The sequence below is a fragment of the Bacillus sp. (in: firmicutes) genome (genome assembly GCA_012842745.1).
In the GTDB taxonomy this organism is placed as follows: domain Bacteria; phylum Bacillota; class Bacilli; order Bacillales; family Bacillaceae_J; genus Schinkia.
Genome location: DUSF01000035.1, coordinates 118605 through 132650, shown reverse-complemented (window position 1 = coordinate 132650; position 14046 = coordinate 118605). Strand labels below are relative to the sequence as shown.

The window sequence follows — 14046 nt, the reverse complement described above, 5'->3', positions numbered from 1 at the left end:
CGCTCAATTGAGTAGGGCTTTTTAAGTGACTTCTAAGCTGTACAGTTAGTATGTGAAATAAAACTAATTTTTATTTAAGTGTAACAGTACTTGTCTTTTCGTTCCAATCAACTTTTTTACCAAGTAGTTCGCTTAATTCACGCACGGGAGCATACGTAACGTTATTAATTTTAATGCCTTCGATTAGCTTTGTTCCTGCTACAATATTAACTTTTTGCATTTTTTCACCTTCTTTCTTTTCGTTAAAAATTTCAGCTAGAAATGTAAACCATTCTGTCCATTTACAGTCGTTATTGAGGATTCGTGGACAGTTCTTTTTTGACCAATCGTAGTGACGTACAACCTTTCGAATGTTGTGTCTATTCATGAGATACCGTACTAATTCCTGTGTCCGTTTAAGTACAAGCTGACGATTCCCGCTTTCGCACATTTCAATGCTAATCGAGGCCCTATTTCCTTGACCGTTTCCATCGCCAGCGTGCCACGCCACGTAGTCAGGAGGAATTGCTTCGATGATGTCTTTTTCGTCAACTACATAATGCCATGATGCTGTGCGTTTGTTTGTTGGATTCTCTAACCATTTGCGCTCACCTTTTGCATTAGATGAGGGGTTCCCTGTACTATGAACAGTGATACTATTTGGTACCATTTTAATATTTGGTCGGCGGTTACAATCTGTACTAAACGGTATATGGTCTTTTATTATGTTCATAACTTACCACTCTCCTCTTTTCGTTTTTCCGCTCTAGCAAACTTAGATTCTATTTCTGCTTTCACCCAATTTGTTAGTTTGACTAAAATCCAATCTGGCACCCACTCGCCCCATCCCGCCCTAATTGCGTTGGCTGTCATTGATTGTATGACGTGGTATAGCACGCCAAATGACAATAAGCCAAACACAACCGATGGTGCTCCTAATATCATGTCAAGTAAGTGTCCACCAGCCGGAAGTAAAATAATAAAAAATGATCGGAATACACCATCGATTCCATATTTACTTCCATATGAATCATCTTTTTTAGATGCTCGAATTCCACTTAGCCAATCCATACCAATAAAAAATAAAAGCGTGGTCATTGTATATTTAATAACCTCGCCCTCGCCATACATAAATGCAAATGATGGTGATAGTATGCCGCCAACAAATGCCGCATATAGTTTTTGTGTAAAATCCACGAGTTAAACCTCCTTTGCACATTAAAAATAGCACCGATTGACTCGAAGCTTATAACTGCGCTAGTATTTCTTTAATCTCTTGTGCCCTGTTTTTAAGTCGCTTTGATTCTTGAGCAAGTTCAAATAATTCACGATTTAGTTTTTGTTTTAAATCATCGACATCAGCAACATTTTCTATGTCAAATTCTTTTTCTTCTGTAATGATTAATCTGTTTGGTGTAGGAACGCCTTTGCTTTTTCTCTTTTTCTCAAATCTGAATTTCTTGTTATGCATTTTCAACCTCACCACCATTCAGTATTTCATCTTCCCAGTTGTCATCTAACGATGATAAGTCAGAAGTTCGGAATCTCTCCGTAAATCCTTTTCTTGTTGCTGATAGAGACCAAACAAATTCGCCGTTTTTACCATTCAATTCTTTTACTATAAAATAATTGTCTCCAATTTCGTCAACATAAGGCTGGATTGGTGAATACGGAGTTAACTGAACAAGCCAATTAAAGTCTTCATTTGCTTCAACACTTTCCAAAAACATATCATCTAATATTATTTTACATTCACCATTAATTAATTTATCTTTACCTTCATCAATAAATTTAGTTTCTGGCGACTCTCTTGCTGAAAAATGAACGTAGCCAAATGAATCTGTCAATTGTACTGCATCTTTATGCCCCATCACCATTAGTTTATTTAGAACAGTGGTACCGCCGCTTTGCTGAAAATCACCTTGTACAGACGTATCGCCATTAATGTCTAGATGGCTCGTGTCAATATAAAAAGGCTTGTATGGTAAAGTCCAGCCACGTGATTCAATGTGCAGCCCATCTCTAGAACCACCATTAATTTGACCGACCAAATTATCATTGGCATGATCTAGAATTTGTATAGAACCGCCTCGATTATATCTTCCAAATGTTATCGATTCCTTATTATTTGTAATTAATTTCAAAGGAAAGTCTGAACTATCTCTTATTTCTAAATAAGAAGTAGAGTATTCACTTCCGCTCCTTATAGTTGTTCCATATATTTCTCCGTTCGTTACTTTTAACCCATACTGATTCGGAGCATACTGTCCAAGTCTCACACGGTCAACGTTTGACGAGTCTTTAACCTTAATCCCATTGCCGTTGCCAATTACAATAGAATCGTCAAATTTTACACCAGTCGCAACTTTTTCTGTTGGATTATACCCCGACTCAAACTGTGTTTTAGAGCCTATTTTTAAATTAATAATCTCAACATTAGCAGCATTTAATTTTCCAGTCGTGATTCTGTCAGCTACAATACCATCGCCAGTAATTGCTGACAAAACACTTACTAAATTATTGTTGGAGATAGCCAAACCGCTACTATTCAGCACAACTAATTTGTTCTGGTCTTTTTTGTCCCTAAAAATCAACCATCCACTTTCGGGATATTCGATTTCAGATTCGGTATTCTTTATGATTTCTGTCGCACGTTGCACAGCTGCATCTAATGCGCTAAATGGTAGTTTGGTAGAACCTTCTAGGATTCCATCGACTTGCTTCTGCGTACGTGCAAAGGAGCTTAATATATCAGTAGCACTATTTTTAAAGTTTGCTAGTGTCACATTAGTTTTGATGATATTTCCATGAGCATCTTTAAGTTCGTCAATCTCTAATATTCTTGCAGTTATATCAATGTCTAAAGGCTCATAAATGACATAAACCTCATCGCCTTTTTGTGGACGGTCGTAGGGATAGCCTTGGTCTCTTAAGTCAACAAAATCAACAGTAAAGTTTATTTTTGGTTCATCTTGAATATCTCTTTTAAGGCGCTCCAACAACCCCTCTTTTGTTGTATAGCGTTCATCACGTACTGGCTTTGCATGTCTTTTTCCGTATTTGGTCCAGTTAGGTGATAAGTATTCGGCCGTCACACCTTCAGCTCCGTAGCCTTTGATATACGTTGATAAATTGTTAGTATCAACGCTTTTAGAAATAGCTTTTAAATTATGCTTAAATCGAAACTGAAAATCTGTTTCCCTACCAATTTGATTACGAAACACCAGGTGTTTATTATCAATTTCAACTTCGGCACCGTAGCGGTCTAAGATTTTTTGAACTAATGCTAAACAGTTATCATCACCGAAGTTTTCAAATTGGTATTGGCTAAATGCTCCGATGACTTCCCATGTGTATCCTGTACCAGGCATTATAAAATCTAACACCTCGATGATAGATAAATAACCTGTCAACGTTTCATATTTATAATGGTCGATTAAATCAAAAAAAATGTGGTCTGCTTTAATTTGTTTAATAGCACTAAAGCCAACAGGTCTTTCTTCTGTTTGCTTTATTCTGTACTGTTGCCCATCATATTCAAGAATTGATTCTTCAATCGCTAACGGGTAACTATGCTCATTTCGCTCAGATTTGAGCAAAAGAAAAGAGAGTGAATATTCTCCGTTCACTCTCTGCTTACTTTGTAATGATTTTATATCAGTTAACATTTCAGATTGTCCTGACATATTAGTAACTATCAAGCTATCACCGCCTAACTATTAGATTAATAACACACCTTTACAGCTTCATAATATAAGCCAACGCATAATACGGAGGTCTATTTTCATGTGATTGTCCACTACCAACACTAGCAGTAGCTCCAGTGATAGCATGCGCATGTGCTCCTCCACTCGCGGTAGCACCTGAGATAGTATGTGTGTGTGCCCCAGATGAACTTGTAGTAAAGTTTTTATTTCCCGCCGGAAAGGCAGCACTATAATCACCTCTTCCAACCTCTGTTTGATATACTATGTCAAGAGTAACAGTGTGCGTGTGTGCACCAGATGAACTAGTTGTCAATGTTCCTGGAGCGTGTGTATGTGCACCATCTGATGCTACAGTTAAAGTTCCTTTATCATGGGTATGGGCAGGTAGTTGTGCCGCAGTCAATGCAATAGTACTTGCTCCACCAGTGGCTCCAACTGCATATGTGCTACCTGCACCTACAATGAATCTATCTCTTAAGTCAGGTGTACCATTCGAACCGTTACATAATGCCCAACCTGTTGGGATACTTGAAATAGCACCTGACCACATTGATATAAGACCTGAAGGGATACCTCCTCCTGCACATTCTGTTACTGCGATTTTACCGTTTGCATCAAAACCTAAACCTGAACCTAAATTAACATCAATTGTACCGCTAGAGTTAATACTGATACCGCGACCTTCTTTTACGTGACCAAGTTTTGTTTTTGATGCTGCGACGACTTCATGAGTGGCAATGTCGTTTTCAACAGTGGTTACTCTTAGTGCTAAATCGTCAATTTGTTCTTGGCTTCCACCTCCTCCACCCGCTTGCAAGTCTATTATTTCTTGCTGCAACTCTCTAATAAAATCGCCAAGCGTTGTTCTAGACGTTCCATCAACGCCCATACGGGCATCCACGATTTCTATATTGCTATCGCCTGCCTCGGGGATAATACTTGCTAATCTGTCGTACAACTCTTTAAGTTGTGCATTTAAACTATTTCTATATTCTCTGTTTAAGTTAATTCCGAGAGGTTGATATGGCATAAAAACACCACCTTAAAAATTGTAAAATCTAAAGTCGAATTTTATTTCAAAGTTACTAGCACCTTCGATTGTAAAATTATTAAAGCCTTTTGCAAGCGATAATATTTTTCTGTTTGTGTTGCCAAATATTGATACACCATTTTTTAAAGACTTAACACCGTTTAAAGCAATCACGTCACTTGCGTTTGTCGTGCCAGCTAATTTCCAACCATCACCAGTAGTTTTATTAGTGATTTTTAAGTTGCTCGATGCGCCTTTAAATGTGATTAATAGCGGCAACTCTCTCGGGTCAATCTCAACGTCACTACCGTTATAGATACTAAAATTAGGAGTGTTATAAACGTATTTTAAATCTTCGCTAATTACCCCTTGACCGACTGCCCACAGTTCGTTATTAAAATCAAACGGGGCAAGTGTTGTTCCAAAGCTTTCAGCAAATGGCAAAGGCGAAATGAACTGTATTTCAAATTGACCAACTCTTGACGTTATTCGCTCAATGTCATATGCCGATGCAGTCTTTACTTTCCAGCGCCTTTTCGGTTGGTCTGTTTCGATTAAATAAAAAAACTTCCGGCCATCAAATAATCCAAATATCTCATCACGCAAAAGCAAATAGTCAAGACGATCTTTAGCTTTAAGCATAAAGCGCCCTTTTAAAGAGCGCCCTTCAAATGTTGTTCCCATATCGATATGACCATGACGGCCTTCAATTTTTTCTGTGTTGTGAATCGGGTTTGGAGACGAGATAATAAGTCCTAAAGATTTTATGCCGTACTCTTCTAAATTGTACCGATTGCCAACTAAATCTTGTAAAACAATACTCATTATCTCACCCCGTTGTAGCGATTATTTGAATTTATGTTATTACCTTGCATGTTGTCGATGTGTGGATATGTTGCTCTAGCAATCTCGTATCCGTCTAAATATACAGGTACTATGATTGTTTGCTCTGCAAAACCAAATGCGGTTCCGCCAGAAATGTTTTGAACAGATGGCATAGTACCAGATTGACCTCCAAAAGATGCATTAACCGGTGCGATGTTCGGTATTGCCGCCATCGCCATGTCATTAGCTGTTCCGCTAATGGCATTAATCATGCTTCCAAGTCCATCGTCTAAGCCCTCGCCTGTCCATTTACCTAACTGGAACATAACTTTTGATGGTGATGCGATTTTCAAAGCACCTTTGATTGTTTTCGTTACACCATCGGCTATAGATTTCGCTTTATCCCAAACAGCGGAAGCCATAGAACCTATGCCGTTAATAAGTCCTTGTATTATGTCCTTGCCAATTTGCACAAGATTTATATTTTTGAAAAACTGTTCTACGTTTCTCCAAATGTTTTGGGCTGTATTTTTTATAGATTCCCAAGCACCTTTCCAATCACCCTGCATCAGCTTCATGCCTGTTTGGATGATGCCTAACACAATATCAATTGTATTTTTTACTATTAATTTGATATACTCCCAAGCAACTTTTACAACGTTGGAAATGATTGGCCACACAATCTCAAATACACCTTTAATTAACCCCATGACCATTTTAATAGTCGAAAGTGTATCATCCGTGTATTTTTTAACAATTTGCAAGATGAAATCGCCGTTTTCTTTCCAAAAGTCTTTAAACTTATCAAGTAGACTCTTAACAAAATCAACAACGTCTTTTACTATTTTTGAGATAGTATCACTAATTGCTTTAAACGCTGCCTCAGTAAAGGATTTAATTTGATTCCAAGCCGTGTCAACCACGTTGCGGAACCACTCAACTTTGTTGTAAGCCAATACTAGCGCCGCAACAATCGCTACTATAGCCGCTACAGCAAGTCCGATAGGATTTGTTAATAGCCCAATCATACCACCCATTTCTGTAACTGCTGCAACTACAGGTGCGATTACCTTAACTATTGAGCCGATTGAGGAGATTAGGGTACCTATCACAATAAGTACAGGACCGATCGCTGCGGCTATCCCTGCGATAACTACGATCGTCTTCTGTGTAGCTGGTGACATATCGTCAAACTTTGTAACAAGATTACCAACTTTTTCGGCAATATCTCCAACAATTGGTAGTATAACATCACCAAGACTCGCAATTGCATTTTTAATCTTAGTCACAGCGATTTGTACTTTATCACCAGATGTGTCAGCCATCTTATTAAAAGCTTCTTCTGTTGCCCCAGCTGAATCGCCCATAGCTTTAAGCATTTCTTGATACTCTGCGCCACCATCTTTAGCAAGTACAAGCGCAGCAGAACCAGCTTGAACAGAACCAAATAAATCTGATAGTTTCAATCCAGATTGTTCGGCATGTCGGTTTAGTATCTGTAGGACATCGCCAACATTTTTCCCTTCTGCTTGAAGCTCAGAAAATGATTTACCTGTTTCTTGCCTTAAAATCTTGTCCACTTTTGATCCGGATTTACCTAATTCGGTAAACATGGCTTTCATGTATGTTCCTGTTTGAGCCGTAGCGATACCGTTTTTCGTTAATGCTGCATATCCAGCTGACAATTGATCGAATGAAACATTCTGAGCCTGAGCAACAGGAATGACAGCCCCCATAGATGATGCTAGCTCGTCTACGGTCGTTTTTCCTAAGTTTTGGGTAGTGATAAGCATATCTGAAATGCTAGTAGCTTTATCAGACGATAGACCGTATGCATTTAAAGCTGTTGTCATTACATCTACAGCTTTTGATGTTTCCGTGAATCCGCCTCCCGCAAGTTTAACTGCCTTACGCGTAAATTCGATAGCATCGGCCTGATCCTGTCCAGCTGATATCGAACTATATACAGATTCTGCATAATCCTCAAAGGCTACACCCATTTCAGATGATGCGCTTCTGATGTCTTTTTTATACTTTTCATAATCCGCCGATGATCCTGTTAATAATGTGGATACTTTTGCGAATGCCGTTTCTTGATCCATAGACATTTTCACGGCTGCCGAACCAATAGCAACAATGGGAGCAGTTACTTTTAAAGAAAGACTTTTACCAAAACCGGTTATTTTACCACCAATGTCGCTAAGCTTGCCACCTAGTTTTTCAAACTTGCTTTCTGTTGCGGCAATACTTCTTTCTGCTTCAGTTGAGTCCACTAGGATACTACCAAATAATTTAAAAATTTCTATGTCAATCGCCCCCTTTGCAGGAGTCCAATATTTCTTTTACTTCAGATAGGATTTCAGATTCTGATTTTTGTTCAACTTGCTCTGCTAATTTTTGCGGATTAAAAAACTCATGAAACGGAATGAAGCTTTCTTCATCCATCCATGAGTAGCGCGCTGTATAAAGTTGAAAAGCCCTTTCCTCTGCTTGTTTTTCAAAAGCTTTGATAATTAGACTTTCACCATCATCAATATCTAAATCTAAAATTCTATCAATATTTCCATAACGTGAAAAAAGCAGGTCATAGACTTCAATGTGGTCTATTTGCCTGCTAGTTTTAAAAAATTGATAATTCCTTTTTGCTCTTTAAAGAGATTAAAGATTTCGAGCATATCCTCAATTGGCAGTTCGCTAAATTCTTTTACTTCTAGTCCAACTAATTCAGCTAGAAAAGCATTCACTTCATCTTCAGCTTGGTGCACGTTCTCAAGAATACTTTGAATGAGTTGCACACCAACCTGTGCTTGTGAAGCACCTTCTTCTAATTTGATTTTTAAATCCATTTTTTTTAGGATTTTACTCATTTTAAAAATATCTGCCGTTTTCAATGACCGCATTGCGTAAGACATAAAATATCGCTCCTTTTATATAAAATAAAAACAGGGACTAATTAAGCCCCTGCTGGTGTGGCCTTTGGGTAAAAAATCGCAAACGGTGGATTGTCTAAATCCGTATCTTCATAATGGCCCTCAAATTCCATGGCAATAACGGCTTCGCCTTTGTCTTTTGTTTCAAGTGAAAGTCCGGTTGTGTTTAATGCGTTGTAAATCTGAATAATAACCGGCTCCGTTGTTCCTGATTTCTTCCCAACAAACGTAATGTTTTCAATATAATCAGTTAATTCAATGAAATTTTTCGCTTTGATGATGTCATATGTTTCGTTTGTTGAAGTGTCGATTTCGCTTGCCGTAAGCGCCTTGGCAAGACCATCCTTCGTCACTTCAAGTACGTTAGCTGTCATCTTAACTGCCCAACTATCAATCACTTGTAGCCCTTTCGCTTTCCCCTTTACCCCATCTACTTCGATACTTCTAATTTCTGGAACTGCTGAAAAGTTACCGCCGCCTCGAGTGGCACCTAACAATTTGTTTGCCACCACGGCTGTGTCAAAGGTATCTTTTTCCATGTCGTAGTTAATAAAAAAAGCACCTGCATCGAGAAGTAAATTTTCTGCTGTTTTAGCCGTATAGCCGCTATATGTTTTTTTACTCATTCAAGTAGCCTCCTATCAAAACATTTTAATTGGAATATTAATTTCCTTCTTTTAATGCTTCTATCATTTTCATCAAGTGGCGGAAGTCTATTTTCGCGATAAATACTAAATTGAATGTTTTCATCAACGTGTCTGTAGTAGTTTAATTCCTTCCACAGCAGTGACGCCAATGTTTCTAATTCCGTCGTGTCTGTTCGGTTGTCCCAAATGTCTACATCAAAGGTGAATATTTCTTGTTGTTCATTATCAAAAGAGTTTGGTAAGTCATAAACGATGTAAGGCATTGTTGCGTTAGATGATGCAATTTGAAAATATATACGTGGATGGTATTTTTTAAGCAATTTCATTAATTCAGTTCGCAAATAAATCATGATTCTTCACCATCCGGGCTAACGTATTCTTCCTCACTGATAAGTCCTCGCGCTCTGTTCTCATCCTCAATCGCTGATAAATATTGACCTTGAATAATGCGTATTTGGTCAATATTTTCGTAAACAGTTCCTCGCAATATTCCCCTTGCAGGTTGTTTGTTAGTTCCCAATTCACTTTGCGCACCATACCAAGAATCATGCTTAAATCCTATTTGCAAGTCACTTTCCTTTCGCCTTACCCAGTATTGTGTACTGCGATATAAACGCCTGGAACGTTTCATCCCTCGCATTTTCTTTTCTTTTTCAATCATACGTTTCCTGATAAATTTTGCGGTATCTCGAAGGGCCGCCCTGGTTAATTCCTTAATTGTATAATTCGCTCTATCGACATTTGAAATAAATTCGACACCGTTTTTTTTAATTTTTGTAACTGATCTAGGCATCGCCATTTACTTCACACCTTCCTTACACATGATGGTAAGGGTTTTATTTAATTCATCATCATTCAAAACTGAGATAATTTCGAACGTGCGATTGTTATAAATGATACGCATGTCCGTGTGAATTTCCTCAGCATATCGAATGATAAAGCGCACAGTGTTTTCATTTTGCACAGCGGCAGCCGCAAAAAATTCACGACCTTTAACTGTGACGATTTTCGCCCACGCTTTTTTATATTCAACCCATTCGCTTACAACATCGCCCATGGTGTTTTCTGTTTCATCTAGTTTTTGAAAAATGATGCGGTGTCTAAATTCGCCGCTACTTAAATTTGGTTTATATTTAAACGGTTGCATCTTGGTCACTCTCTTCCAGTGCCTTAGCTAGAGATAGGCTGTTGATTCGACTTAAAAAGTTGTTGTCGAAAAACTCTAAAGCATCGTTGTATACGTACCGGGAGCGTTCGAATACAAGTTCTTTAAAGTCCTCGTCAGCGTTAATGTCGTAATCACCGCAAGCCTTTTTTAAGGATATTACAGACGCTGAAAGGATCCGTCTTAGATTCTCATCTTCATGATCTTCCAAGTGCATTCTGTCTTTAAATTCTTGTAAGATTTCAGCAGTAATCATCTGATTACTCCTTTTGTAAAGCATTTTCAGCTGCCAATGCTTCGTCCTTGCCGTGTACTTTTTCACCACTACTTAACATATACCAGCCGCCGCCAGTGTGTTTCGGAAATTCATTTTTGTTAGTGTTTTGTTCTGCAAGTTCCTTCGCTTCTGGTTTTTTTGCTTCACCTTCATCGTTTTCTTCATCAACTTCGATTTCAGCTAAATATATCTTTTTATATTTCTGATGAACTTGAGAAAGAAACTTTACGCGTTCCGAGTTAGCTTCGTATCCTTCCGCTGGATAAACATCACCTGGGCTATACACATGGTCATTGTGCTCTTTTTCTTTGAATAAATTTACAACTTTCGCTTTAATCATCACAATCCCTCCTTGAAAAAGTAAAGACCACTTAAAATTAAGGAGTCTCTACTGAAGTAGCAAACTTAATGTCTAAGTCATAAAGCAGCGCAGTTTTATTATCTTTTGGTTTACCATTAGCAAATTGTTTCATAGTATATAAACGAGCATCTTCAATCGCCAAGGTTTCGTCAAATTTATTAATCTTATAACCGCCAGCAATAGCGGCCAAGTAGGCATCTTTTACAAAGAATAATGCTTTTTTCGCTGGAATTTCTTCCGATTCCACAACTTGAATGTTGTAAGGAAGAGCTGTTACCCATTGCCCATTTGCAGTTTGAATTGTGTTACGAGCTTGTACGGAAATAGCATCAATTGGGTTTACAAGCATTACCACCTTGTTTAGCACCTTACGAGATTTACCTTTAGCATCTACAGATAAAGATTTAATCACGTCATGAAGTTCCCCAGCAACTACTTCGCCACGCTCAGAAGGAGCAAAAGTCAAAGTACCGCTTGGAGTCTTATTAGTGACAGCTCCATTTTCAGCAACATTTTTCATTAAGCCAATTGGCTCATTTTGAGATGGGCCACGTCCATTTACAAGACCATATTCCAAACCAACCGAATAAGATTCTACTAAAACTGTACGAACATAACGCTCAACATATTCTGGACCAAGTTCAAGCATGTCTTTTGGAATAACTGCGAATGCAGTAAGTTTTAATTGACCAATTTGCTCCTCACGGAATGCTGCTGAAATTTTACCTTTAATTTCACCGAACAACGCGCCCCAAGCATACGCCTTATTTGCATCTGAATAAATATAGCGAGTTACTGCTCCTAAATCCATTAAACCAATAACATTGAGCAATGGATGCTCTGCTACTAAATCCTCAAACACTCGTTCCTGAGTCGTTACTGGCAGAATAGTATCTTCAGCAAAGCCACCACTCGCAATAACTTCATTAAAGAATTTTCTCTCTGTCGATGTAAGGACATTTTGCCCACGAGCAGAAAGAATTTGTACATCGTGCACTTCATTGCGAGCCTCGTTAGTAATTTGCTCAGACAAATCTTCTTGTAATGCTGTGAACATTTCGTTAAATGCTGTTTCCAGTTGATCAGGAGTTGAGTTTTCATTTTTCATAACATTCATGTACGCTTGCTTCTTAGCTTCAAAGTTTTCCATCTTTCCTTTTAATTTCATAACCATAATTTTGTTACCTCCATTTTTTTAGTAAATTAAAAGAACCTTTCTCATTTTCCTCCACAGTTGATGTGGAAGTGGAAGAAGGTTCTTTCGTTTGATTATTTGGTTTTAAAATTCCGTTTAATTCATTAAGAATTTGACGTTTCTGATCATCATTTAAAATATTACTTGGTTCTGGTGGTATCTCTGCTTCTGAACCTTCTGCTTTACTAGCAAAGCCAATTTCTACGGCCTTTTTAGCACTAAACCAAGTTTCAGCATCCATTTTTTCTCGAATATCTTCACGACTCACATTGGCCTTAGTCATGTAAATATCGATGATACCTTCTTCCAGTTCCTCGAGTACATCGGCTTCTTTTCGCATATCGGTTTTGGTTCCCCAAACAATGTTACTGGCTTCGTGGATCATCATCATTGAACCAAGCCCCATTATTAATTCATCCGCTGCCATTGCGATAACAGATGCAGCTGAACATGCCCATCCATCAACATGGATAGTTACTTTACCTTCATGCCTTTTTAACCGATTGAAAATAGAAATTCCATCAAAGGCATCTCCGCCAGGACTATTTAAGTTAATGACAATATCATTACTTCCAGCTTCATTCAATGCATTGTCGATATCTGTAGCAGAAAAACTTTCATCCCACCAGGAATATCCGATGACACCATAGATTGTGATATTAGTAGTTTTCGTTTCTTCATTGTGGACGACATTAAATTTTTGAGGAATGTTCTTTAGTTGTTCCACATAAGATTGATTCTTAAATTGTTTGAAGAAATCTTCTTTAGTCATTTTTCTCACTTGCTCTCACCTCCCTCCATAGATTTAGCAGATTGATAGTTTTTCGTAATCACATACTCATCCAATGATGGATTATCCACCCGTTCATCCCCTAACTTCTCGCGGATTTCATTCCCGTTATAAACCCCGCTTGCTCGCAATTTATCAACCGCATTAGCAACTTCAAGAGGGTTCAATTCTGCAATCCCACGTATTTGAATTTTATCGCCCTTTAAATAGTCCTCTTTTTCAATCAACTTCGCATTGAGTTCATCAGCAATTTTTTTATTTAGAGGATTGATACAAAATTTTAAATATGCTTTAATGCTAGTCTCATAATCAGAGAGATCTCCATGTATGAGCGCATTGGGAATACCCAAAATATCAGCAACGTCATCAATTAACGATTTCTTAAGTTTAATTATCTCTTCAATGGATTTTCCGTTGACATCACCTTTAGCAACCTCAGTATAATCAAAGCCTTTTAATTTGGGGACGATGGCAACTAGATTATTTTTAAATGCATTGAATAATTTATCGATAAAATTCTGTAACTTGGTTTGATTTTCTTTGGTTAGTGAATGCGTAGAATCAATATCAACAGTCCCTCGAATCTGATTGGCTCGTTTACTTGTTTCAATCATCCGACTAAACAAATCGCCAAAGTCATCAAACATACCTTCCATAAACTTTGACAGTTTTTCATTGTTGTAGCTAAGGTAAATCACTTCATCCATTTTGAACGAGCGTTTGAATGTATAGTCTTTGACTGTAACATCAGTAAAAACGTCAGGATAAACCGCGTATTCATTTCGAGTAAAATCATCTGCAATCAACAAATCATTATTATCCGATAAGATGACTAGGACCTCATTCTCGTTAATTAATTCATAAATAAACCTCTGCCAAAAATCAGAAGCTGACTGATCTGTATTTGGTCGGACGTTTAAAAGATAATGCCAATCGTTTAACTCGCGCTTTCCGTTTTGCATAAATCTAAAATCAGACTGGCTAATAGTACGACTAATAAAATTTATACAAGTCTGTAATGCCATATTTTTTAAGTAAGCTCGATGTGGTACTTGTTCAGAAAATAAATCTAAATCAAACATTGAATCTAATTCTTTGTTTCGCCTTAATACAGTGTCTAAAAATCCCATTTCACATGTT

The 14046-nt window shown here is 37.8% G+C and carries 18 protein-coding genes; all 18 read right to left on the bottom strand.

Annotated features, from left to right (window positions below; translation table 11 throughout):
* Nucleotides 1-70 precede the first annotated feature (70 nt).
* Nucleotides 71-712 carry an N-acetylmuramoyl-L-alanine amidase gene (locus GX497_05715; GenBank protein HHY72711.1) on the bottom strand — a complete coding sequence of 214 codons (642 nt, stop codon included), beginning with the start codon at nt 710-712 and terminating at the stop codon, nt 71-73.
* The gene (locus GX497_05710) at nt 709-1110 is read right to left on the bottom strand and encodes a phage holin family protein (protein ID HHY72710.1); all 402 of its coding nucleotides are present in this window, start codon (nt 1108-1110) and stop codon (nt 709-711) included. The genes GX497_05715 and GX497_05710 overlap by 4 nt, the downstream gene beginning before the upstream one ends.
* Nucleotides 1111-1225: 115 nt before the next feature.
* Nucleotides 1226-1450, bottom strand: coding sequence for a hypothetical protein (locus GX497_05705; protein HHY72709.1), 225 nt, complete (start codon nt 1448-1450; stop codon nt 1226-1228).
* On the bottom strand, nt 1443-3680 hold the full coding sequence (locus tag GX497_05700; protein ID HHY72708.1) for a hypothetical protein: 2238 nt from the start codon (nt 3678-3680) through the stop codon (nt 1443-1445). The genes GX497_05705 and GX497_05700 overlap by 8 nt, the downstream gene beginning before the upstream one ends.
* Before the next feature lie 37 nt (nt 3681-3717).
* Entirely contained in the window at nt 3718-4716 is a 999-nt protein-coding gene (locus tag GX497_05695; protein ID HHY72707.1) for a hypothetical protein, read from the bottom strand.
* 12 nt (nt 4717-4728) lie between these two features.
* Nucleotides 4729-5541, bottom strand: a complete 813-nt coding sequence (locus GX497_05690) for a phage tail family protein (protein HHY72706.1) — start codon at nt 5539-5541, stop codon at nt 4729-4731.
* Entirely contained in the window at nt 5541-7814 is a 2274-nt protein-coding gene (locus GX497_05685; protein HHY72705.1) for a phage tail tape measure protein, read from the bottom strand. Before GX497_05685 ends, GX497_05690 begins: the two co-directional genes overlap by 1 nt.
* A gap of 34 nt (nt 7815-7848) precedes the next feature.
* Nucleotides 7849-7986 (bottom strand): hypothetical protein, encoded by a 138-nt coding sequence (locus tag GX497_05680; protein ID HHY72704.1) that lies wholly within the window; start codon nt 7984-7986, stop codon nt 7849-7851.
* 158 nt (nt 7987-8144) lie between these two features.
* Entirely contained in the window at nt 8145-8453 is a 309-nt protein-coding gene (locus GX497_05675) for a hypothetical protein (GenBank protein HHY72703.1), read from the bottom strand.
* A 41-nt stretch (nt 8454-8494) separates the two neighbouring features.
* Nucleotides 8495-9097 (bottom strand): hypothetical protein, encoded by a 603-nt coding sequence (locus tag GX497_05670; GenBank protein HHY72702.1) that lies wholly within the window; start codon nt 9095-9097, stop codon nt 8495-8497.
* Nucleotides 9094-9468 (bottom strand): hypothetical protein, encoded by a 375-nt coding sequence (locus tag GX497_05665; protein HHY72701.1) that lies wholly within the window; start codon nt 9466-9468, stop codon nt 9094-9096. The genes GX497_05670 and GX497_05665 overlap by 4 nt, the downstream gene beginning before the upstream one ends.
* Nucleotides 9465-9917 (bottom strand): hypothetical protein, encoded by a 453-nt coding sequence (locus tag GX497_05660; GenBank protein ID HHY72700.1) that lies wholly within the window; start codon nt 9915-9917, stop codon nt 9465-9467. The genes GX497_05665 and GX497_05660 overlap by 4 nt, the downstream gene beginning before the upstream one ends.
* Nucleotides 9918-10265, bottom strand: coding sequence for a phage head closure protein (locus GX497_05655; GenBank protein ID HHY72699.1), 348 nt, complete (start codon nt 10263-10265; stop codon nt 9918-9920). It abuts the gene before it with no gap.
* Nucleotides 10252-10563 carry a hypothetical protein gene (locus GX497_05650; GenBank protein HHY72698.1) on the bottom strand — a complete coding sequence of 104 codons (312 nt, stop codon included), beginning with the start codon at nt 10561-10563 and terminating at the stop codon, nt 10252-10254. Before GX497_05650 ends, GX497_05655 begins: the two co-directional genes overlap by 14 nt.
* A complete protein-coding gene (locus GX497_05645) occupies nt 10544-10903 on the bottom strand; it encodes a hypothetical protein (GenBank protein HHY72697.1) in 360 nt (119 codons plus the stop codon). The genes GX497_05650 and GX497_05645 overlap by 20 nt, the downstream gene beginning before the upstream one ends.
* A 34-nt stretch (nt 10904-10937) precedes the next feature.
* Nucleotides 10938-12095: a phage major capsid protein gene (locus GX497_05640; protein ID HHY72696.1), complete on the bottom strand. Its 1158-nt coding sequence runs from the start codon at nt 12093-12095 to the stop codon at nt 10938-10940.
* Nucleotides 12096-12102: 7 nt separating this feature from the next.
* A complete protein-coding gene (locus GX497_05635) occupies nt 12103-12888 on the bottom strand; it encodes a Clp protease ClpP (protein ID HHY72695.1) in 786 nt (261 codons plus the stop codon).
* Between the two features lie 5 nt (nt 12889-12893).
* On the bottom strand, nt 12894-14036 hold the full coding sequence (locus tag GX497_05630) for a phage portal protein (protein HHY72694.1): 1143 nt from the start codon (nt 14034-14036) through the stop codon (nt 12894-12896).
* Nucleotides 14037-14046: the final 10 nt, after the last annotated feature.